The sequence below is a fragment of the Nocardia arizonensis genome (assembly GCF_001310275.1).
Taxonomy (GTDB): Bacteria; Actinomycetota; Actinomycetes; order Mycobacteriales; family Mycobacteriaceae; genus Nocardia; species Nocardia arizonensis.
In genome coordinates this window covers 49594-69316 of record NZ_LGYZ01000084.1, presented here as the reverse complement: position 1 = coordinate 69316, position 19723 = coordinate 49594, and the positions used below count along the sequence as shown (strand labels likewise).

16 protein-coding genes are annotated in these 19723 nt (G+C 69.5%); 9 read left to right on the top strand and 7 right to left on the bottom strand.

Annotated features, from left to right (window positions below):
• Window positions 1-4 precede the first annotated feature (4 nt).
• Together APZ21_RS19210 and APZ21_RS19205 are read left to right on the top strand one after the other, a co-directional pair.
• Entirely contained in the window at window positions 5-3187 is a 3183-nt protein-coding gene (locus APZ21_RS19210; protein ID WP_054814719.1) for a cytochrome P450, read from the top strand.
• A gap of 167 nt (window positions 3188-3354) precedes the next feature.
• Window positions 3355-4314 carry an alpha/beta fold hydrolase gene (locus tag APZ21_RS19205; RefSeq protein ID WP_054814718.1) on the top strand — a complete coding sequence of 320 codons (960 nt, stop codon included), beginning with the start codon at window positions 3355-3357 and terminating at the stop codon, window positions 4312-4314.
• A 100-nt stretch (window positions 4315-4414) separates the two neighbouring features.
• Here APZ21_RS19205 and APZ21_RS19200 read toward each other — a convergent pair whose 3' ends face one another.
• Window positions 4415-5020, bottom strand: a complete 606-nt coding sequence (locus tag APZ21_RS19200) for a hypothetical protein (protein WP_156371188.1) — start codon at window positions 5018-5020, stop codon at window positions 4415-4417.
• A 139-nt stretch (window positions 5021-5159) separates the two neighbouring features.
• Between APZ21_RS19200 and APZ21_RS19195 the strand changes: the two genes are divergently transcribed.
• The 3 genes from APZ21_RS19195 (at window position 5160) to APZ21_RS19185 (ending at window position 8008) form a co-directional block, all read left to right on the top strand.
• Window positions 5160-6311: a sensor histidine kinase gene (locus APZ21_RS19195; protein ID WP_054814716.1), complete on the top strand. Its 1152-nt coding sequence runs from the start codon at window positions 5160-5162 to the stop codon at window positions 6309-6311.
• Window positions 6308-6934: a response regulator gene (locus APZ21_RS19190; protein WP_054814715.1), complete on the top strand. Its 627-nt coding sequence runs from the start codon at window positions 6308-6310 to the stop codon at window positions 6932-6934. The genes APZ21_RS19195 and APZ21_RS19190 overlap by 4 nt, the downstream gene beginning before the upstream one ends.
• Window positions 6935-7021: 87 nt before the next feature.
• Window positions 7022-8008, top strand: coding sequence for an Acg family FMN-binding oxidoreductase (locus tag APZ21_RS19185; RefSeq protein WP_054814714.1), 987 nt, complete (start codon window positions 7022-7024; stop codon window positions 8006-8008).
• Between the two features lie 229 nt (window positions 8009-8237).
• Here APZ21_RS19185 and APZ21_RS19180 read toward each other — a convergent pair whose 3' ends face one another.
• Window positions 8238-8789 carry a hemerythrin domain-containing protein gene (locus APZ21_RS19180; protein ID WP_054814713.1) on the bottom strand — a complete coding sequence of 184 codons (552 nt, stop codon included), beginning with the start codon at window positions 8787-8789 and terminating at the stop codon, window positions 8238-8240.
• A gap of 262 nt (window positions 8790-9051) precedes the next feature.
• Between APZ21_RS19180 and APZ21_RS19175 the strand changes: the two genes are divergently transcribed.
• The 3 genes from APZ21_RS19175 to APZ21_RS19165 are packed head-to-tail and all read left to right on the top strand — an operon-like array spanning window position 9052 to window position 10704.
• Window positions 9052-9657: a nucleotidyltransferase family protein gene (locus APZ21_RS19175; RefSeq protein WP_054814712.1), complete on the top strand. Its 606-nt coding sequence runs from the start codon at window positions 9052-9054 to the stop codon at window positions 9655-9657.
• Window positions 9654-9935, top strand: coding sequence for a BON domain-containing protein (locus APZ21_RS34780; protein WP_063125166.1), 282 nt, complete (start codon window positions 9654-9656; stop codon window positions 9933-9935). The genes APZ21_RS19175 and APZ21_RS34780 overlap by 4 nt, the downstream gene beginning before the upstream one ends.
• A 4-nt stretch (window positions 9936-9939) precedes the next feature.
• Entirely contained in the window at window positions 9940-10704 is a 765-nt protein-coding gene (locus tag APZ21_RS19165; protein ID WP_054814711.1) for a metallophosphoesterase family protein, read from the top strand.
• Between the two features lie 80 nt (window positions 10705-10784).
• Here the strand turns inward: APZ21_RS19165 and APZ21_RS19160 are convergent, their stop codons facing one another.
• Complete coding sequence (locus APZ21_RS19160) at window positions 10785-11495, bottom strand: hypothetical protein (protein ID WP_054814710.1); 711 nt, start codon at window positions 11493-11495, stop codon at window positions 10785-10787.
• A gap of 27 nt (window positions 11496-11522) precedes the next feature.
• Between APZ21_RS19160 and APZ21_RS19155 the strand changes: the two genes are divergently transcribed.
• Complete coding sequence (locus tag APZ21_RS19155) at window positions 11523-14747, top strand: ATP-binding protein (RefSeq protein ID WP_054814709.1); 3225 nt, start codon at window positions 11523-11525, stop codon at window positions 14745-14747.
• A 6-nt stretch (window positions 14748-14753) separates the two neighbouring features.
• Here the strand turns inward: APZ21_RS19155 and APZ21_RS19150 are convergent, their stop codons facing one another.
• The 4 genes from APZ21_RS19150 to APZ21_RS34170 all read right to left on the bottom strand — a co-directional run bounded on the left by APZ21_RS19150 (window position 14754) and on the right by APZ21_RS34170 (window position 19524).
• Window positions 14754-15380, bottom strand: coding sequence for a VOC family protein (locus APZ21_RS19150; RefSeq protein ID WP_054814708.1), 627 nt, complete (start codon window positions 15378-15380; stop codon window positions 14754-14756).
• A gap of 180 nt (window positions 15381-15560) precedes the next feature.
• Window positions 15561-17027 carry an MDR family MFS transporter gene (locus APZ21_RS19145; protein ID WP_054814707.1) on the bottom strand — a complete coding sequence of 489 codons (1467 nt, stop codon included), beginning with the start codon at window positions 17025-17027 and terminating at the stop codon, window positions 15561-15563.
• 905 nt (window positions 17028-17932) lie between these two features.
• On the bottom strand, window positions 17933-18490 hold the full coding sequence (locus APZ21_RS19140; protein WP_156371187.1) for a hypothetical protein: 558 nt from the start codon (window positions 18488-18490) through the stop codon (window positions 17933-17935).
• Window positions 18491-19005: 515 nt separating this feature from the next.
• A complete protein-coding gene (locus APZ21_RS34170; RefSeq protein ID WP_156371186.1) occupies window positions 19006-19524 on the bottom strand; it encodes a hypothetical protein in 519 nt (172 codons plus the stop codon).
• Between the last annotated feature and the right edge of the window lie 199 nt (window positions 19525-19723).

Genomic DNA, 19723 nt, shown 5'->3' with positions numbered 1-19723 from the left:
CGCCATGGTTGCCTCGCCGACTTCGAGTGCGCCCACCGCCCGCCCGCCCGCCGCCCCGGCCGTTCCCGACGCCGTGGTCACACCCGAGGAATTCGGCGTCGACGGCTACAGCCTCGCGGTGATCCGCGTCGCCCGCCGCCTCGGCCCGATCTTCCGCTGGCGGCTCAGCGACGACTACGCGCCGCTGTTCATCTCCTCCCGTGACCTCGTCACCGATGTCTGCGACGACCGCCGCTTCGGCAAGGATCTCGGCGCGGGTCTGCGCTTCGCCCGCGACTACGCGGGCGAGGGCCTGTTCACCGCGTACACCGAGGAACCCAATTGGGCCAAGGCCCATCACATCCTGCTGCCCGCCTTCGCCCTCGACGCCATGCGCAATTACCACGGCTTCATGCTCGCCGCCGCGGGCAAACTGCTGCGCAAATGGGACGACATGGCCGCGGTGGCGCCGGTGGACGTCGCCGGCGATCTGACCAAGATGACCCTCGACACCATCGGGCTGGCGGGCTTCGGCTACGACTTCGACTCCTTCGCCCGCGACGAGCCGCACCCCTTCGTCGGCGCCATGAACGGCGCGCTCACCTACAGCCGCATCCGCGTGAACTGGGCTCCCGGCGAGGAACATCCGGCCGAGACGGCCCGATACCGCACCGACTGCGACACCATGGCGACCATCGTCGACGAGGTCATCGATGCCCGGCGCGCCTCGACCGATCCGGGACCGGGCGATCTGCTCGACCTCATGCTGACCTCGCGCTATCCGCGGACCGGTGAACTGCTCGATCTGGTGAACGTGCGTCACCAGGTGATCAGCTTCCTCATCGCCGGACACGAGACCACCTCGGGCCTGCTGTCGTTCGCCCTGTACTACCTCATGAAGAATCCGGCGGTCCTGCACCTGGCCCAACAGGAGGTGGACGCGGTACTCGGTTCCGATCCGAATCCGGCGCCGACCTACGCCCAGGTGCGCAAACTCACCTATATCCGCCAGATCCTGCACGAGGCGCTGCGCCTGTGGCCCACCGCGCCCTCCTTCGACCGCAGGCCGTTGCGCGACACGGTGCTCGCCGGGCTGTACCCGGTCGAGGAGGGCCAGACCATCAGCGTCGTCACCGCGATGCTGCACCGCGACCCGGTCTGGGGCGACAATGTCGAACTGTTCGATCCCGCGCGCTTCACCCCCGAGCGGATCGCCGCGCGCCCGCCGGATTCCTACAAGCCGTTCGGCACGGGTCTGCGCGCTTGTATCGGACAGCAGTTCGCGTTGCACGAGGGCGCGCTCATGCTCGGTCTGCTCGTGCACCGCTACCACTTCCTCGATCACGCCGACTACACGCTGAACGTCCAGCAGACCCTCACGCTCAAACCCGTCGGCTTCACCATGACACTGCGCCGCCGCACCGATCGTGTTGCCGCCGGTGCGGGCGACAAGCCATCCGCGACGACAACTTCCGCCGTGGCCGCCGGAACCCCGCTCACCATCCTGCACGGCTCGAATCTCGGCACCGGCGTGCAGCATGCCGAGGATTTGGCCGACGCCTTCGAATCCCTCGGCTACACACCGACGGTCGCCGCGCTCGACACGGCCGCGGGCGCGCTGCCCGGCGGCGACGTGCTCGTGGTCGCCGCCTCCTACAACGGACATCCGACCGACGACGCCAAGAAATTCCTCGCCTGGCTCGACACCGCCGAGGCGGGCGCGGCCGCACAGGTCCGGTATGCGGTGCTCGGACTCGGCGACCGGAACTGGGCGTCGACCTATCAGCGGGTGCCGCGTCTGATCGACGCCGGTCTGGCGCGCGCGGGCGCGACGCGGCTGGCCGATCTCACCGAGGTCGACGTGTCGATGGGCGGCACCGATGTGGTCGAGCGGTTCACCGAGCGCGTGCGAGCGCGGCTCGACGGCGCGAATCCGGCGGCGGAGACCACCGCGCGGCGCTACCGCGTCACCGAGGTCGACCCGACCTCCCTGCGCGGACTGCGGACCCGCCACGGTCTGGAAACGATGACGGTCACCGCGGCACACAGTCTGGTGCGCGAGGAGCACGCGCCGTCGCGGGCCAAGCGACTGGTGCGGGTCGCGCTGCCCGCGGGGACGACCTATCGCAGCGGCGACCATTTCACGCTGCTGCCCGCCAACGGCGCGGAGCTGGTCGAACGGGCGGCCGCGGCATTCGGCGTCGACCTCGACACCGTACTGCACATCGCGGTCGACGGAGCCGGGCGCAACACCGTCGCCGTGGACGGTCCGGTCGATGTCCACACTCTGCTCACACACCACGTCGAACTACAGGACCCGCCGACCGCCAGGCAGCTGCGTCTGCTCGCCGCGGCGAACCCTTGTCCGCCGGAACGAGACGCGCTCGTCGAGCACGCCGAATCCGGCTCGCCCGCCGGTGTTTCGCTGGTCGCGGTCTTCGAACGGTACCGCGGGCTCACGGGCCGGGTGGACTGGGATCTGCTGCTCACGCTGCTGCCCCCGATGCGGCTGCGCCACTATTCCATCTCCTCCTCGCCCGCGGCCTCGCCGGAGGCGGTCGAATTGATGGTCTCGCTGCTCACCGCCCCGCACGCGGGCGCGCCGGAGGAGTCGTTCACCGGTGTCGCCAGCCGCTACCTGCACGAGCTCACCCCGGGGGCCCGGGTGTCGGCGAAGGTCACGCCGTGCCGTGACTCCTTCCGCATCACCGACCACGAGCGGACCCCGATCATCATGGTCGCGGCGGGCACCGGACTCGCGCCGTTCCGCGCGGCGATCGCCGACCGCGTCGCCCTGCGCGGCCGTCAGGTCGAACTACCGCCCGCGATCTGCTATTTCGGCTGTGACGCTCCCGATCTCGACTATCTGCACGCCGCGGAGCTGACCGCCGCCGAGGACTGCGGCGCGGTGTCCATGCGCCCCACCTTCGCGCGTGCTCCCGAACGCGGATGGACCTATGTCCAGGACCGGATCGCGGCCGAGGGCGCGCAACTGTGGCCACTGCTCGCGGCGGGCGCGAAAGTCTACGTCTGCGGTGACGCGAAGGTGCTCGCGCCCGCGGTGCGCCGCGCCTTCGTAGAGGTCATGCTCGCGCACACCTCGGCTACCGTCCAGGAGGCCGAAACCTGGTGGCAGGGGCTCGTTTCCGAGAACCGCTACGTCGAGGACGTGTTCTCCAGCCGCGACGCGGGAGCCGGAACCCGATGACCGTCGTCGGCTCCGCGCGGCGGCGGGGCGCCCGGCCGCCGGTCCACACCTTGGTGGTGATCGGGTCCACCTGGGGGCCGGGAAGTCAGCACTCGGGGACCTGATAACCGGGGCGGGGGCGGCGCAGAGTGGGAGGCATCCACCGCAAGAGCAAACCGGAGCCTCCCATGTCGATCCCGATCACGACCGCAGTACCGGCGGCACGCCGTGTCGCGATCTCGACTCGGGACGGGGTGGCGCTGGCGACGCGCGAGTACGGTCCGCGCGACGCCGACCGCACGATCGTGCTGCTGCACGGGCACTGCCTGCGGTCGGAATCGTGGACCTCCGTGCGCGACGAGCTGACCGGCAGGTATCCGGGTGCGCGGGTGGTGTGCTACGACCACCGCGGTCACGGCGACTCCGCGGGCGCGCCCCGGCGGACCTACACCCTCGAACAGCTCGCCGACGATCTGCACGACGTGCTCGAGGCGGTCGCGCCGACCGGGCCGGTAGTGCTGGTCGGGCACTCCATGGGTGGTATGACCGTGCTGACCTACGCCGCGCGTCATCCGCACGAGATCGGTACCAGGATCACCGGCGTCGCCCTGATCGCGACAGCCGCAGGCGGTCTGGCCGAGGCGGGTTTCGGGCGGCTGCTGCGCAATCCGATCGTCTCGGCGTTCCAGACCGCCGTCCGTCACGCTCCCGGGCTCATGCACCACGCCAAACTGCTCGCGAGCAGGATCTTCGCCCCCGTCATCCGCACCGCCGAATTCGGCGACCGCGAGGTCAGCCCGCGCGTACTCACCCTGGCCAACGCCATGCACAACCAGACACCCATCGTGACGATGGCGAGTTTCCTGAGCGCCTTCATGGTCTACGACCGCACCGACGTCCTGCCCATGCTGTCCCGGATTCCGACGGTCGTCCTGTGCGGTTCCGCCGACCTCATGACCCCGCCCTCCCACTCCGTCGCCATGGCCGCCTCGGTCGACTACGCCGATCTCGTCCTGGTCGAGGGCGCGGGCCACTCGGTGATCCTGGAACGTCCCGACGCGGTGGCCGATGCTCTCACCCGTCTGATCGCCCGCGCGGGCGACACCGCCGCCGAACCGACCACCCGCGGACTCACCCTGGTCGCCTGAGATCAGCCGAGCCGAAAGGCCCGAGTGGTCGGCGTCCTGGATCACGCCGGTATCCGGGACGGGCCGCCCCGGATACGACAGCGATCCGCCCGCCGAGCGCTCAGGCGGGCGCGGGCGCGGTATGCGGCAGGTCGGCGGCCGGTCGGGAGCGGGCGACGTCGCGCAGGAGGGTGATCGACAGCCAGATCATGCCGGTGCCGCCCAGGACGTGACCGGTGCGCACCACCCCGACGGGCAGCAGGAAGGTCAGACACAGACCCGACAGACCGATGACGTAAAGGGCCACGGCGATTTTGGGAACGGGAGCCGCACGCCACAGCGCCGCGCCGAAGAGCCAGATTCCGGTGAGGGCGAGAACGGCGGTGGCGAGGAAGACGTAGCGGGCGGGGCCGTCCAGCAAGGCGTCCAGAGTCGGGCGGTCCAGGTATACGAGCACGGCATTGCGGACGTAGGCGACGCCCGCGAAATATCCGAAACCCAGGAATTGCACTACGAACGCCGCCAGCCCGAAGCGGCCGAGCGAATGCCGCTGCCACAGGTACAGGCCGATCAGCAGTCCGATGCCCAGCGGTCCCGAACCGCCGTTGAGCAACTGGGTCAGCACCACCTTGTGGCCGATCACCGCTTCCAATGCGCCCGCGAGTGCGATACTGCCGCCGCAGGCGATGCCCGCGATCGCGCTGAGCCGCCATAACGTTGTGTCCATGTCGAAGTCCTTTCTCGGCATGGACCTCACGCTAGGAATCCGATCGGCACGTCGATAAGTGCCGCGCGACCCATGACTTTCGACCGAATTCCCCGCCCGCCACTGCCGCGGTCCCGCGTCCGGCCCTACGCTCGGTGCCATGATCCGACCGCGAGCACTGACCTGGGTGGCGTGGTTTCTCTACCTGTCGGTTCTGGTGGCCGGACTCGTCGCCGCGTATTCGGGGGACTGCGGTACGGGCGACGCGGCCGTCCTCGCCGGCGGACTCGTCCTGGCGGGCGGACTGGAAACGGCCGAGTCACGCATGCCACCCACGCGGGCGATCGCGGTGGCCATGCTCGCCGTGCGCGCGGCGCTGTTCACGGTGGTCACCGTCTTCGACTGCGGAGGCACCGCGAAACTGCTGTTCGTGCTGCTGCCGCTGACCGCGTATTTCACTCTCGGACCGCGCATCGCCTTCGCCCTCGGCGCGGCGGAGGTGCTCGCGGTCGGCGTCCTGGTCGCCGCGGTGCCGGATCTGCGCGGCAATACGGAGGCGTTCTCCGACCTGTCGATGTTCGCCGTCGGCGTCGTCTTCGCGCTCACCCTCGCGGTGCTGGCCGCGCGGGCGGAGGCCGGACGCAGCCGCGCCGAATCGCTGCTGACCGAGCTGTCCGACGCACACGCCCGCCTGCGCGAATACGCCGACCAGGCCGTCTCGCTCGCCACGGTGGCCGAACGCGCGCGACTGGCCCGCGATATCCACGACACCGTCGGCCACCACCTGGTGGTGACCGCGATCCAGCTCGAGAAGGCCGCCGCCTACCGCGCGCTGCAACCGGATACCGCCGACCGAGCGCTCAGCGACGGGCGGGAGGCCACCCGGCAGGCATTGGAACAGGTCCGCCGCGCCGTGGGCGCCCTGCACGACGACGCGCACGGATTCACCCTCGCGGGCGCGTTGCGGGCGCTGGTCACCCGGCTGCGAGACACCGACTTCACGGTGACACTCGCACTGTCCGGCTCGGAACACCGGGTCGGCGAGTCCACCAGGCTCGCACTGTATCTCGTCGCCCAGGAGGCGCTGACCAACGCACGGCGGCACGCGGGCGCGGATACGGTCGCGGTGCGCGTCGACCTCACCGGACGCGTACTCGACATCGCCGACAACGGCCGGGGTTTCACGCCCGGGGCCACCGAGGGGCAGGGTTTGCGCGGTATGCGCGAACGTCTCGACCTGGTCGGCGGCACCCTCACGATCACCAGCGGGCCCACCGGAACCCGCTTGCTCGCAACGGTTCCCGCCGCATGAGCGGCGTCGTGCGCATCCTCGTCGTCGACGACGAGCGACTCGTCCGCGAGGGCATCGCCGCGCTGCTGGCGCTCCAGCCCGGTATCGAGGTACTGGCGACCGCCGAGGACGGCGCCGCCGCGGTGGAACTCACCCTGGAACTGAATCCCGATGTGGTGCTGATGGATATCCGCATGCCCGGACTCGACGGCGTCGAGGCCGCGGCCCGGCTGCGCGATCACGCCACCGTCCTGATGCTCACCACATTCGACGACGAGGACTACCTCATCCGGGCGCTGCACGCGGGCGCTGCGGGCTATCTGCTCAAGGATCTGCCCGCACCCGATCTCGCCCGCGCCGTGCGCCTCGCCCACGCGGGGGTCGACCAGTACTCGGCCACCGTCGCCAACCGGCTCGCCGCCCTGGTGCGCGCCCGCACGGCCCCGCCTCCGATCGACCTGACACCACGCGAGACCGACGTGCTGCGGTTGCTCGCCGCGGGCGCGGCCAATCGGGAGATCGCCCGCTCGCTGCACCTGAGCGAGGGCACGGTGAAGAATCACGTCTCGAGCATTCTCAACCGGCTCGGGGTCCGCGACCGCACCCAGGCCGCCATCTATGCCCACCGCCGCGGTCTGCTCTGACCGACGCGCCGCGATCGTGACCAAATGCCCTTCGGCGGGAGAGCAATTGCCGTTGTCGGCGACGCCGGAAGTCACCAGACTTGAGCCATGACGAGTGGTGATATCTCCACCGTGCCCGATCGTTCGGTCGTGGTCACGGCGATGCGGTCGGCCTCGCGCGCGCCGTCGGTGCACAACACCCAGCCGTGGCGCTGGGTGTGTGACGGGCCGAGCCTGCGGCTCTATCGCGACGACACGCGGCTGCTCGAGGTGGCCGATCCCGAGGGCCGTCAGTTGGTGATCAGCTGCGGGGCCATGGTGCACCACGTCCGCACGGCCTTCGCCGCGAGCGGCTGGCACACCGATATCCTGCGCATGCCCGATCCGGCGCGACCCGATTGGCTCGCCGTGCTCGAATTCCGCCCGTGGAACGACCCGCCTGCGGGGGTGCGCGCCCGCGCCGAGGCGATGGGCCGCCGCTACACCGAACGCCTTGCCATGCACCGCCCGGACGGCTGGGACGATCTGGTACACCGGCTGCGCATGCTGGCCTCCCCCCATGACGTCGAGGTGGACGTGCTCGACGACACCGTGCGATCCCGACTGGTCACCGCCTCCGAACACAGTGCGGCCGTGCAGCGCTACGACATGCAGTACCAAGCCGAATTGCATTGGTGGACAGGTCATGCGCACCCGACACAAGGGGTGCCGCCGCAGGCGCTGGTCACCGCGAACTCGGCCATCGCACGCAGCTTCCCGCCCGCGGGCCGGGCGAGCGGACCCGAACCGGCCGCGGACGAGGCACGACTGATCGTCCTCAGCACCGACGGCGACACGACCGAACAGTGGCTGCGCGCGGGTGAGGCGCTTTCGGCGGTGCTGCTGGAATGCACCACCGCGGGGCAGGCCACCTGCGCGCTCACGCACCTGACCGAATTGTCCGCCGCCCGCAGACTCCTCGCGGGACTGATCCGCCATCCGCTCGACCCGCAGGTCGTCGTGCGGATCGGGACCAGCGACAACTACCGCCTCTACCCGAAGACCCCGCGCCGCCCGGTCACCGAGTTCCTGACCTTCGCACCGTCCGCCGACTGATTCGCGCGCACCGCCGCCCGCGTGGCGGACGGATGCGCGCGCCGATTGAAAGAACAAGCGGAGCAGGCGTTTTCGCTCCGAAGGCGTCGCGCCTGCCGGATAGCGCACGAGATCGCCGGGCAAGATCGCGCCGACCCCGATTGGCCGCTCCGTGACCGGGAGTGCTGTTCGTTGCGGTCTGGTGGATCTACCCTTGGTCGCAGCGCACCTGAGACCAGCGCCTCCGAACTCAGTGGTGTCTGCGCAGGGCGTCGCGGATGCGGTCGAAGACGGCCAACGGCGGACCCGCGAGCATATTCGCAGGCGCGGAGGTGCCGGTGTGCGGATGCGGTCGGGTGGGGGCCATCGCTTCGGCCCGGCGCACCGTCCGCGCCATGTTCTGTAGTTCGTTGGCCGAGTACTGCCTGCGCAGCAGCGGGAACTCCTCGACCTCCTCGTGTTCGGCATGCGCGCTCACCGCGTCCGCGAACGCCGCGAGCTTGTCGGGGAAATCGGGATGCTCCACTCCGAGATGCCACAGGTCCGACAGCGCGTGCTTGGCCTCGCTCTCCTCGCGCAGACGCGGCTCGACGATCTCCTCGGCCCCGAAACGCGCCCGCTGCGCGAGCGGATGCACCACCAACTCCTCGGCGGCCTCGTGAACGGCCAGCGAGCGCACCAGTTCGCCGAACAGCGCCTCGGTGTCGCCGCCGCCGGCCCGCAGCCGCTCGAGCAGCGCCTCGATCTCACGGTGCTGCGCGGTCAGGACGTCGACCACGTCTTGCCCCCGTGTGCTTGTCATGACGACCCCTTTCACCGGTACGGACAGCCTCCCACCTCGGCGTACCCGCATCGCGTCCCCGCAATCCGGTCATCCGGGCGGATTCGTTCCCGTTTCGTCGGGTAGGCGTCGAGAGATCGGCTCGTTCGACTCGCGGCGGACGGCGTGACATCGTCGTCCGCCGCGTTCGGTCCGGCCCATGCCGGAATCGCGACCGGGTCGAGCCGACGGCATTCGCGCGGTCGTGCTGATTGACCGGGCGGACCGCGGGTAGCCGCCGTCCATGTCGGTGAGCATCGATGAACTGCTGCATGCCCTGACGCGGGCGGTCAACGCGCTCGCGGCGGCGGATGTCCCGTTCGCGGTCGCCGGTGGTTGCGCGGTGTATGCCCGGGGCGGTCCGGCCTCACAGCACGACGTCGATCTGCTGGTCAAGCCGGGCGATTGCGACCGGGCGGTGCGCAGTCTCGCGCGGGCCGGGCTGCGAGTGTGCGATCCGCCGGAGGACTGGCTGCGCAAGGTGTACGCCGGCAACGTGCTGGTGGATGTCATCTACCGGCCCAACGACCGCCCGGTCACCGACGAACTGCTGAATCGGGCGACGACCATGCGCATCGGACCGGCCAAGGCGCCGGTGGTGAGCGGCACCGACCTCATGGTCGACAAGATGCTGGTATTCGACGCGCACCGACTGAATTTCGCGCCGCTGCTGCATATCGCCCGTGATCTGCGCGAGCAAGTGGACTGGGCGCAGGTCGCGGAGCAGACTCGCCAGTCGCCGTACGCGCGGGCCTTCCTCGGGCTGCTCCTCGATCTCGAGATCGTCACCGCTTCGCAGGTGGACGGTGCGTCCGGGGAGACGAACCAACAGGAGAGGAGCGACCGGTGAGGGAACCTCCGCAATACACGGTGGCGCATCTGCGCCGCGCGCTGGCCGAAGATCCGCGCACATGTGAACTCGGAATCCGCGTCACGATCCGCGGTGAGACCGTCATCATCGATGGTGAAGTCGAATCCGAACATCGCCGAGGGATGCTCGAAACCGTGGTGCGCGAACTACTCCCGCGGGCCGAGGTCCACAACGAGGTACGGATCGGTCGCTGTGACGCGCCCGATCACCACGAGGGGCAGGTCAGGACGGACCCGTCCGATCGCGACAGGAGTTGAAGCGATGCGCATCGCGGCGGTAGGCGACATCCACCTCGGCGAGGATTCCCGCGGCCGCTGGCGCCCCGCGCTGGCCGAACTGCCCGGCCGGGCCGATGTGCTGCTGCTCGCGGGTGACCTGACCCGCCACGGCGCACCCGACGAGGCCACGGTGGTGGCCGAGGAGTTCGGCGACTGCGGCGTGCCGGTGATCGCGGTGCTCGGCAATCACGAGTACCACGACGACGCGCAGGGCGAGGTGACGGCATTGCTTGTCGACGCGGGCATCACCGTGCTCGAGGGCACCTCCACCCGCGTCGAGATCGACGGCGCGAGCCTCGGCATCGCGGGCACGAAGGGGTTCGGCGGCGGGTTCGCGGGCAAGTGCGCGAGCGCGTTCGGCGAACCACTCATGCGCGAATTCGCCCGGCACGGAGCCGAACTCGCCGAATCGCTGGACCGAGCGCTTGGTGATCTCGACACCGACGTGACGATCGCGCTCACCCACTACTCGCCGGTCAGCGACACCCTGCACGGCGAACCGCCGGAGATCTACGCATTCCTCGGCTCCTACCTGCTCGGCGAGGCCATCGACGCCCATCCGGTGGATCTCGCACTGCACGGTCACGCCCACGCGGGCACCGAACACGGCACCACCCCCGGCGGTATCCGGGTCCGCAATGTCGCCCACCCGGTCCTGCGCGCGGCCTACGCCATCTACGAACTCGGCCCCGCGCGCTCGGCGACCAGCGCCGAGCGAAGGATCACGGGGCGCGCGCTGGCCGGCTGACCGCGTGTTCTCAGGCGAACCGACGCGGGTCACCGTGGCAGTGCGCGCCCCCGGCAGATCGTGGTCGCGACGACCTGAGATCACCGCGCGGCCCAGCGGCGCAGCCCGCCCGGTCGGCGCATCATCAGCACCCCGATGGCGGCAACGGCGATGCCGCGCGGCGCCTCGTAGATGAATCCCGACAGACCCTCGGTCGCGGGAATCGGCAGGAAGAACCCGACCATGCCAACCAGGGTCAGCACCGCGATCCACCGGGGCACCGAGCGGTGGCGCAGCAGACTCGCTCCGAGCAGGCCCATACCGGCCAGCATCACCAATCCGCCGAGGGTGTTGAACAGCATGAAGGCGGTGGAGTCGATCATATTGTCGTTGTCGGCGATCAGATGCGCGGTGGCCGGGTCCTCCGCGAACGGGTGGGCCACGAACAACTCGACGGTGAGATGACCGGTCGCGGTGACGATATTGCCGATGAGGTAGCAGAGCAGGCCGAGGAATCCGACCATGCCGAGGCGGCGCCGCAGCCACGCGTACATGCCCGGGAGGCCGAGTACGAGCAGCACGGTGCCGATGCCGAGCAGTATCTGCGCCGCGGGCGTTCCCGGGCTGGTCAGCGCCTCGACCGAATGACCTTTACCGGCCACGATCGGATGCAGTGTGCCGCCGGCGATGCACAACGCGCCGCCGACGGTCAGCGCGCCGCCGCACAGTCGCAGTACAGTCTCGCGAGACAGGCCGAGTTCCCCGATATCGTCGGTGGTCGGGGTGGGCAGGAGGGTTCGGGTGTTCGTCATGGACCAAGGGTCGACCGGGGCGCTGGTGTGACGCTGGTGCGCGACGGGTCCGACACCGGCGCCGACGCGCAGCGGCCCGCCATCGCGGTGCTCGGCCCGCTCGAGGTGCGCGGCCCCGATGGCGAGCGCATCGCCGTCCCCGCGCGCAAACACGCCGAACTGCTGGTCATCCTCGCGGCCGAGCGCACCGCCCGCAGCGCGGGATACCTGTGCGAACTGCTGTGGCGCGGCGATCCGCCCGACAGCGCCCACGTCACCTTGCAGGGCTATGTTTCGCGTCTGCGCCGCGCCCTGCGGCCGCTGCCGGATGTGCGCATCGAGACCGACGGCAACGGCTATGTCCTGCGCTGTTCGGGTTCGGGTACCGATCTGGACCTGCTCGACCTGCTGTCGCGCGAAGCCCGCGCCGCGCACGCCGACGGCGCCGTGGACCGCGCCGTCGATCTGCTCGAACGCGCGCTGCGGCTGTGGCGCGGCGAGGCGCTGAGCGATATCGCCGATATCGCCGATATCGCACCCGAACGGGCCCGCCTGGACGAATTGCGCTCGGAACTGGTCGAAATGTGCGCGGAGGGACTCATCGTGCTCGGCCGCGCCCGGCACGCGGTGACCCTGCTGACCGACGAATGCGAGCGGCATCCGTTCCGGGAGGGCGCGGCGCGGCTACTGGCGCTGGCCCTGCGCGACTGCGGCCGGATCTCCGAGTCGCTCGATGTCCTCACCCGGCTGCGGGGGGCGCTGCGCGAGGAGTTCGGACTCGATCCCGCACCGGACACCGTGCGGGTCGAACAGGAGATCCGCCGTCCGCCCGCACCGCCCCCGCCACGGCCGCCGACCTCGGTCGGGCGCGACGATATCGCTGCCGTCCTCGACCGCGCCTGGACTCGCGCGCAGGGCGGGCTCACCGTGGTCACCGTGCGCGGGGCGCCCGGAATCGGCAAGACGACGGTGGTGGAGGACGCGCTGCGGCGCCACGGCGGCACGGCGCTGCGCACCGCGGGCGTCGACGGGGTCGGCGCGGCACTCGCGACGCTCACGCCGTGGCTGGACCAGCTCGCGCTGTCGGGCCGTGCCGTGCCGGACGCTCCCACCGCCCGCACGTTGGCCGGACTCTTCGCCGAGGTCGCGCGGGAGACGGGCGGGGTGGTGGCGGTGATCGACGATCTGCAATGGGCCGACGCCGATTCGGTGCGTATGATCGCCGCCGCCATGCGGGTGCTGCGCGCCCACCCGGTCCTGCTGCTGCTCACCGTGCGCCCGGAAGCGCTGTCGGAGGAGGTGGACGCCGCGGCGCGGTTGCTCCGGTCGGCGGGCTCGCATATCGCGGTCGATCTGCCGCCGCTCACCGACGCCGCCGTTGGCGCGCTGGTCGACGCGGAATTGCCGGGCGGGCACCGTGAGACGCGGACGGCGATCGTGGCGCGGAGTCAGGGCAGCCCGTTCCTCGCGACCCAACTGTGCGATCTGGCACGCGCGGGCAAGTCGGTGACGGGAGCGGGAGCGGCCGCCGAAATCACCGCCGCGAAACTGGATTCGGTCTCCGCGCCCGCCCGCGCACTCGCCGAACTGCTCGCGGTGATCGGGCCGAGCACCTCCGTCGGACCTGCCGCCGTCGCCGACGCGGCGGCGGGCTTCGACGACCGTCTCGCCGAACTCCGCGCCGCCCACATGGTTTCGGTGCGCGACAGCGCCATCGCGTTCACCCACGATCTCGTGCGCGAAGCGATCCTGGACGGGATCGGCGCGCTCCGCAAGGCCGACCTGCACCGGCGCATTGCCGACGCGCTGGCCCGATCTCGCCCGGATGCCGTGGCCGAGCAGGCATTACACCGCAGCGCCGCCGCACTGGACACACTCGACGCCACCGCGGCCCGCACCTGCCTGGCCGCGGCCGCCGAGGCACTGCGCCGCGGCGCGGCCACCGACTGCGCCCGATTCGCCGACCGCGGTCTGCGCCACGCGAACCCGAGCGACGCGCAGCTGATGATCGAACTCGATTCGATCGCGGGACAGGCCCACAACCGTCTCGGCGCCTACGATCCGGCCGCCGAACACTTCGCCCGCGCCGGACGGCTCTGCGGGGAACGCGGCGATTGGGCCGGTCTGGCCCGCACCGCCCTGCTCGCCGCACCGCGCGGGGTCGGCGGCTACTTCTCCGGCTACGGTGTGGTGCAATCGGGTTCACCGGCGCTGCGGGCGCAGGTCCTGGCCCACCGGCTCGACCTCGACACCGACCTGATCGCCGAGGTGGAGGCGATCGAGGCCGTCGATCGCGCGGTGCACGGTGCGGCGGGCGATCTGGACGCCCTCGCCGACGCGCGGTCGCGCAGCGCGCCCGGCGCCCGGTCGTGGCCGCAGGTGCTGCTCGCCGAGTTCGTGTGCACCTGGGACCCGACCACCGTGGCCGCCCGCAACAAGATCGCCGAAGAACTCCAGGAACTCGCCGGCCACGATCGCGAGGCCCGCGCGACGGCCGTGCACCTGCGTCGCGTGTGCGCGCTGGAAGGGGGCGATCTGCGGCTGGTGCGGCGACTGTCCGCCGAATTCGCCGAACTCGCCGCCGACGGCGGCACCGACCTCGCCGCCACCCAACTGTGGTGGCAGGTCATGCTGGCGGTCCTGCGCGGGGACTACGACCGCTCGCGCGCGCTCATGGGCCGGTTCGCCGACGAACTTGGCGCGATCGACGGGCCTGCGCGGCTGCTGGCCGACGCCTCCCTGCTCACGTCCACGTCCATCGAGCTGTGGCATCGCGGCCGCCTCGGCGAGGTACTGGCCGAGGCCGATCGCATGGCCGCGGACTTCGACGAGGATTTCGGCATCGTCGTCGCCATGGCCGCGGCCGAGACCGGCGATCACGAACGGGCGATCCGGCTCGTCGAGACGATCACGGCGCTGCCCGGGCGGCTGCACGGCCCCCGGGTCGTCGTGCGGGTGCCGCTGCTCATCGAGGCGCTACTCGCCATCGGACAGCACGCGCCGCCGCTGCGCGAGCGCGTCGTGGCGTCGGCCGCCGGACTGGAACCGCTCACCCAGGGATGGGGCGAGACACTGATCGTGCAGTGGCCCGGCCTGGTCTGTCTGGGCCCATCCGGCCTCTACCGCGGCACCGCCCGCGCCATCCTCGGCCGCCCCGGCGCCCGGGACGAGGTCGTGACCGCCATGCACCGTGCCCGCGTCCTGGGCGCGCGACCGTACGAGATCCGTGCCCGCGACCGCCTGACCCGGTGGCCCTTCACCGACGACTCCTGAGCGCCCTCAGGCCCGTTCCCACGCGAAGCCGTCCGGGTCGGTGAATCCGCCGATGCTGCCGCTGAGAACCATCCGATGCGATCCGCTGCCCTCGGCGGGCACACCCGCGTCCTTGGCGGCGGCCCGACGGCCATACAGGGCGAGTTTCACCGGCGAGGACGCGGCGTCGAATTCGGCGTATTTGCCACCGAAACTCTTCGCCACCGTCAGACCGCGCTCCACGTAGAACTGCTTGGTGGCCTTGACGCTGTCGACCCCGAGCAGCACCACGAAATCATCGATCTCGCGGGTCGCGGGTCCGGTGTCCTTCTTCGCCGAAGTGGCGATCTTCCAGATCGTCCCGTCCGTAGCCTGCACGACACCGCCGTAGCCCCAGAAGCTCTTCTTGGCGGGCTTGAGTGTCGTGGCCCCCGCCCCGATCGCACTGTCGACCAGACTGTCGACCGTGCTCGGCTGCGACACCACGAGCGACAGCACGAAGCCGCGGAATCCGCTGGTCGGCGCATCCGAACCGCGTATCCGCAGCCGGTCTCCGAGGCCGAACGCCTCGGCGTAGAAATTCGCGGCGGCCGCGGGGTCCGCGGCCTCCAGGACGACACTCTCGATGGTGATCCGATCAGTGGTGATGTTCATACCGAATACGCTATGACCGGACCGCCCTCCGATGCTTCTCGATTCCTGACCGGTCGCCGCCCGATCGCGCACGCCCCCGGAAGGCGCGACGCGCGGCGGCGAAAGCCGTACTCACAGCACTCGCGGCGCCCACCGGAAGTCGGTGAGCGCCGCGTGCGATCCGTACCGCGTCGAGTCGGTTCAGCCCTTGATCAGTTCGGGTGCCACGGTGTCGGCGTCCTGAACCGGCTCCGGTTCGGCGGCGGCCCGGCTCGGCAGCAGAACCGCCATGACGATCACGACCAGCGCCATCACCGCCGAGACCAGGAAGGCCAGGCGGGTGCCGTCGAGGTGCGCGGTGACCGCGTCGACGCCGTCGGCCAGCAGGGAGGTGCTGCGAGCCGACATGACCGTGACCACCAGCGCGGTGCCGAACGCCGCGGCGACCTGCTGGAGGGTGCCGAGCATGGAACTGCCGTGTGAGTACAGGTGCTGCGGCAGCGCGCCGAGGCCGAGGGTGAACACCGGCGTGAAGGTGGTGGCCAGCGACACCATCAGGACGATGTGCAGCAGCAGCAACTGCCAGTACGGCATGGTCATCGAGATCCGGGTGAATCCGAACAGCGCGACCGCGATGCCGATCGACCCCGGGATCACCAGCCAGCGGCCGCCGAAGCGGTCGAACAGTCGGCCGATGCTCGGGCCGAGCAGACCCATCGCCAGACCGCCTGGCATGACCAGCAGACCGGTAGCCAGCGGACTCAGACCGCGCAGATTCTGCAAGTACAGCGGGAGCAGGATCATGGAACCGAGCATCGCCATGAACGCGACCGACATGAGCACCAGTGCCTTGGTGTAGGTGCCCGCCAGCAGCACGCGCAGATCCAGCAGCGGGGTGCCGTTGCGCTGCAATCGCACCTGCCGCAGGACGAAGACGGCGATCAGCGCCGCGCCGATGGCCGCGATCACCGCCGGTGCGGTGTATTTACCGCTCTCGAAGCGGCTCAGACCGAATACCAGACCGCCGAAACCGACCGCGGCCAGCGCCACGCTCAGCACGTCGATCGAACCCGGCTGCGGTTCGCCGACATTCTCGAGTTTGCGCAGGCCCAACCAGGTGACCACACCCGCGATGGGCAGCACCAGCACGAACAGCCAACGCCACGAACCGATCTGCAATACCGCGCCGGAGATCACCGGGCCCATGGCCGGGGCCACCGAGATGGCAAGGGTGACATTGCCCATGACCCGGCCGCGATCGTGTTCGGGCACCACCGTCATCAGCGTGGTCATGAGCAGCGGCATCATGACCGCGGTGCCGCCCGCCTGGATGACCCGCCCGACCAGCAGCACGCCGAACGACGGCGCGAGCGCCGAGAGCGCGGTACCGGTGAGGAATACGCCCATCGCCAGGGCGTAGGCGGTGCGGGTGGACACCCGCTGGAGGAACCAGCCGGTGATGGGGATGACGGCGGCCATCGTCAACATGAACGCGGTGGACACCCACTGCGCGGCCCGCTCGGTGACCCTCAGATCCTCCATGAGCCGCGGTATCGCGTTGATCATGATGGTCTCGTTGAGGATTACCACGAAAGTGGCGAGCACCAGGACCCGGATGACGGTCGGTGTCCGTCCTCCCGAGGCGGGTGAGGATGGATGGACGGACATCGGTTACCTCCGGTTCACGGTTTGTCGACTCGGCATGGGCGACCCGGTGATCGGGCACCGGAGCGCGTCCGGCCCCCACAGCGGTTGAGACGGGATCAGCCGCTCGAACTCATCGGGCGCGGGCAAGTATTGCGGGCGGCACCGACACGAATCATCCGATTTTCCGAACGACGCCCGCAGGGACCTATGAAAACCAATGGTCAGACGAGTCTTTCACGATATGCCGCCAGCAGGTGTGAGGCTGATCACCTCCGACCGGATCGATATCGTCTCGGCCGCCCCGACCGAGCGATGTGCGCCCTGTGCTGCGGATACGGTCAGCCGCGAGCTTTCAGGGCTTCCATCGACGCAGCTGGTCGCAGCCGTGCCGCCCGGATCCGCGGCCGCGCGGGCCGCTGTTCCCCGAATTCGCGCCGGGCGCACGGCGCGTGGTGGCGCGCGACCGAACTCGTCGTCACCTACCGGGATCCGACCGCCGAGACGGTGCGGGTCCGGCGCGGACCGCCCGACCGCTGGTTCGCCATCGCGGTCGGCACCGACGACCAATGGCGCGCCTGTGCCGCGTTCTCTACCATCCGGGCCCGGACCAGCGACACCGCCGGGCGAACTCCCCCAACTCGAATTCCGCGGATCCTTCGAACCCCCGGCCAAACCCCGTCGCCGGTTCCGCCCGCGATGGCACCTTCCCCGCCCGCTCTCCGCCGTCCCCGCACGTCCACCGTGCCCCCGGCCCTCTCCTCGGTCAACACAACACCGAGATCCTCACCGTCCTCGGCCTCACCCCAGGAAGTCACTACCCTCGAAACCGACGGCCTCATCGGTGGTTCCCAGGCCATAGCCGGCCCGCCGTACAGACCAAGTAATCCGATTCCGAACAGAATCCACCGCGACCCCCGGTCAGCCGACTATCGAGGCATTGCGGCCAGCTTTCGAGTCAACTCGACAAGGAACTCGGCAGCTTGGTATCTGTTTTTCTCGTCCATATCCAGGATGCCATCCGTAGTCCGTATTCCCGAGGGCCAGACAAAAAGTCGCGCATTCCATTCATCGATCCGGGTGGCGAAGCGTATATCGAAGCCATCAGCTCGATCGTCACGCACCCAAACCGGCTGCCCGATCTCTGCCATCCGCTTGAAGCGGGAAACACCCTCGGTCGGATCGAGCTGGTTCGGCGCCAGCCGAGATTCCCATCGGCCAACTCGTTCTTGTCCCTGCACAATGGTGCAAATGCCACCCGGTGACAGCGGTGTCTCCTGAGCGAGCAACGGCTGAGCCTGCAAGTCCACGACCCGCAACCTGTCCCCGAAGAAGGTTGTCAACGCGTCGCACAATTCCCCTTGCGTCATCGGCTGCGCGTGAGCCTCGGTTGATATCGGCGCCGAAGGTGTCGAAGGAGCGGCGGAACACCCAACCACGAAGGCCAACGCTCCAGCCGCGACAACGGAAAAGAGACCCTTACTCATTGTGCGACCGTCGCAGCCGGACCAAGCTCCCAATCGGACTTATCACCGTCCAGTGATGTTCCATCACCGATCGCGTTCTTCAATCCCTCGAGCCCTGCGCCATACGGTGCGGAATTGACCGCAGCCGGCCACTTGTTATTCGGGATACCTCTTTGATAGCCTCCATTCTGCGCAATTTTCTGACTTTCTATTATATTGGTAGCATCACTCTCTGCTCCATGGACGTGAATCTCGAGCCGACATGAGGGAGTCCCGCCGAATCTGCTTCCTCAATTCGCGGGGATCGGGACAATCGCGAAGGGGGCGTGAAAGGGGCGACCGCAGCGGATTGCCGACTCTTGACGGGCTGCTCGCGAGGCTCGTCGTCCCAGAATTCGTCGGGGTCGTCATAGTGATTGAACCAACCTCCGGCCGCCACTACGTCACCTCACCCCTACATTGCCCGCCGCCTCTGAGCCTGCGGCGCTGCATGTCACACCGAACCAAGATCGACTCCCCCGCTGGTTTCGGACCGGCTACCCGACGTCCGCCCGACACGTCCGAGTCTCTTGGTCATCGATCGGCTTGTCAAGTTGGAGATTCTCGCTCGCCGCGCGAAAACCCTTGGGCCGCAGATGCGCCCAAGGGGCGACGGACAACGAGCGCCTCCGAACGGTCCGAGATGCCTTGCGTTCCGGCACGCGGGGGGCGAACCGCCGTTCGTCGCGGTTGGCCGCGCCGATGAGCATCATCATGCAGCTGCGCCCGGGCACAGTCTGCCCGTGGATCTCCACATCGCACGTGACGACGTAGTGCGCGACATGCGGCGCGGGCGGCTCGAAGCGCGGCAGCCCATCGACCTCGTTCGGCGAAGTCGCGGATGGCTTGTGGTCCTGTTCGGGAATTGCCGAGCAGCGAGCCGACGGTGCGCATGAGTATCTGCGCGCCGATGTCGGCGATGAAGTCGAGACGGTCAATGCGACCGGGTCGACGCTGTCGGCGCAGTAGCGGTGGATCCTGGCCTCGAGCGCCTGGATCTCGCGCAGGCTGAACATGCGCGAGAGCGATCCGTGGTGGATGTCGTGGATCGGTGGGTTCCCCGAAGATTCAGCACACTCGGCGGAATCGGGATGTCGGTACCCTTGATGGAAATGGGCTTCGTCGGCGGCGGTGAGCAGCCGGGACTCGCGCGCGCCGCCATCCGGGCGCGGTGACAGCGGTGCGAAGCCGCCCTCGGGCTCTCGTTAGCATGAA

Coding starts and splice junctions, on each gene's coding strand:
- APZ21_RS19210 (WP_054814719.1), top strand. CDS start 5: ATGGTTGCCTCGCCGACTTCGAGTGCGCCCACCGCCCGCCCGCCCGCC.
- APZ21_RS19205 (WP_054814718.1), top strand. CDS start 3,355: ATGTCGATCCCGATCACGACCGCAGTACCGGCGGCACGCCGTGTCGCG.
- APZ21_RS19200 (WP_156371188.1), bottom strand. CDS start 5,020: ATGGACACAACGTTATGGCGGCTCAGCGCGATCGCGGGCATCGCCTGC.
- APZ21_RS19195 (WP_054814716.1), top strand. CDS start 5,160: ATGATCCGACCGCGAGCACTGACCTGGGTGGCGTGGTTTCTCTACCTG.
- APZ21_RS19190 (WP_054814715.1), top strand. CDS start 6,308: ATGAGCGGCGTCGTGCGCATCCTCGTCGTCGACGACGAGCGACTCGTC.
- APZ21_RS19185 (WP_054814714.1), top strand. CDS start 7,022: ATGACGAGTGGTGATATCTCCACCGTGCCCGATCGTTCGGTCGTGGTC.
- APZ21_RS19180 (WP_054814713.1), bottom strand. CDS start 8,789: ATGACAAGCACACGGGGGCAAGACGTGGTCGACGTCCTGACCGCGCAG.
- APZ21_RS19175 (WP_054814712.1), top strand. CDS start 9,052: ATGTCGGTGAGCATCGATGAACTGCTGCATGCCCTGACGCGGGCGGTC.
- APZ21_RS19165 (WP_054814711.1), top strand. CDS start 9,940: ATGCGCATCGCGGCGGTAGGCGACATCCACCTCGGCGAGGATTCCCGC.
- APZ21_RS19160 (WP_054814710.1), bottom strand. CDS start 11,495: ATGACGAACACCCGAACCCTCCTGCCCACCCCGACCACCGACGATATC.
- APZ21_RS19150 (WP_054814708.1), bottom strand. CDS start 15,380: ATGAACATCACCACTGATCGGATCACCATCGAGAGTGTCGTCCTGGAG.
- APZ21_RS19145 (WP_054814707.1), bottom strand. CDS start 17,027: ATGTCCGTCCATCCATCCTCACCCGCCTCGGGAGGACGGACACCGACC.
- APZ21_RS19140 (WP_156371187.1), bottom strand. CDS start 18,490: ATGAGTAAGGGTCTCTTTTCCGTTGTCGCGGCTGGAGCGTTGGCCTTC.
- APZ21_RS34170 (WP_156371186.1), bottom strand. CDS start 19,524: ATGTTCAGCCTGCGCGAGATCCAGGCGCTCGAGGCCAGGATCCACCGC.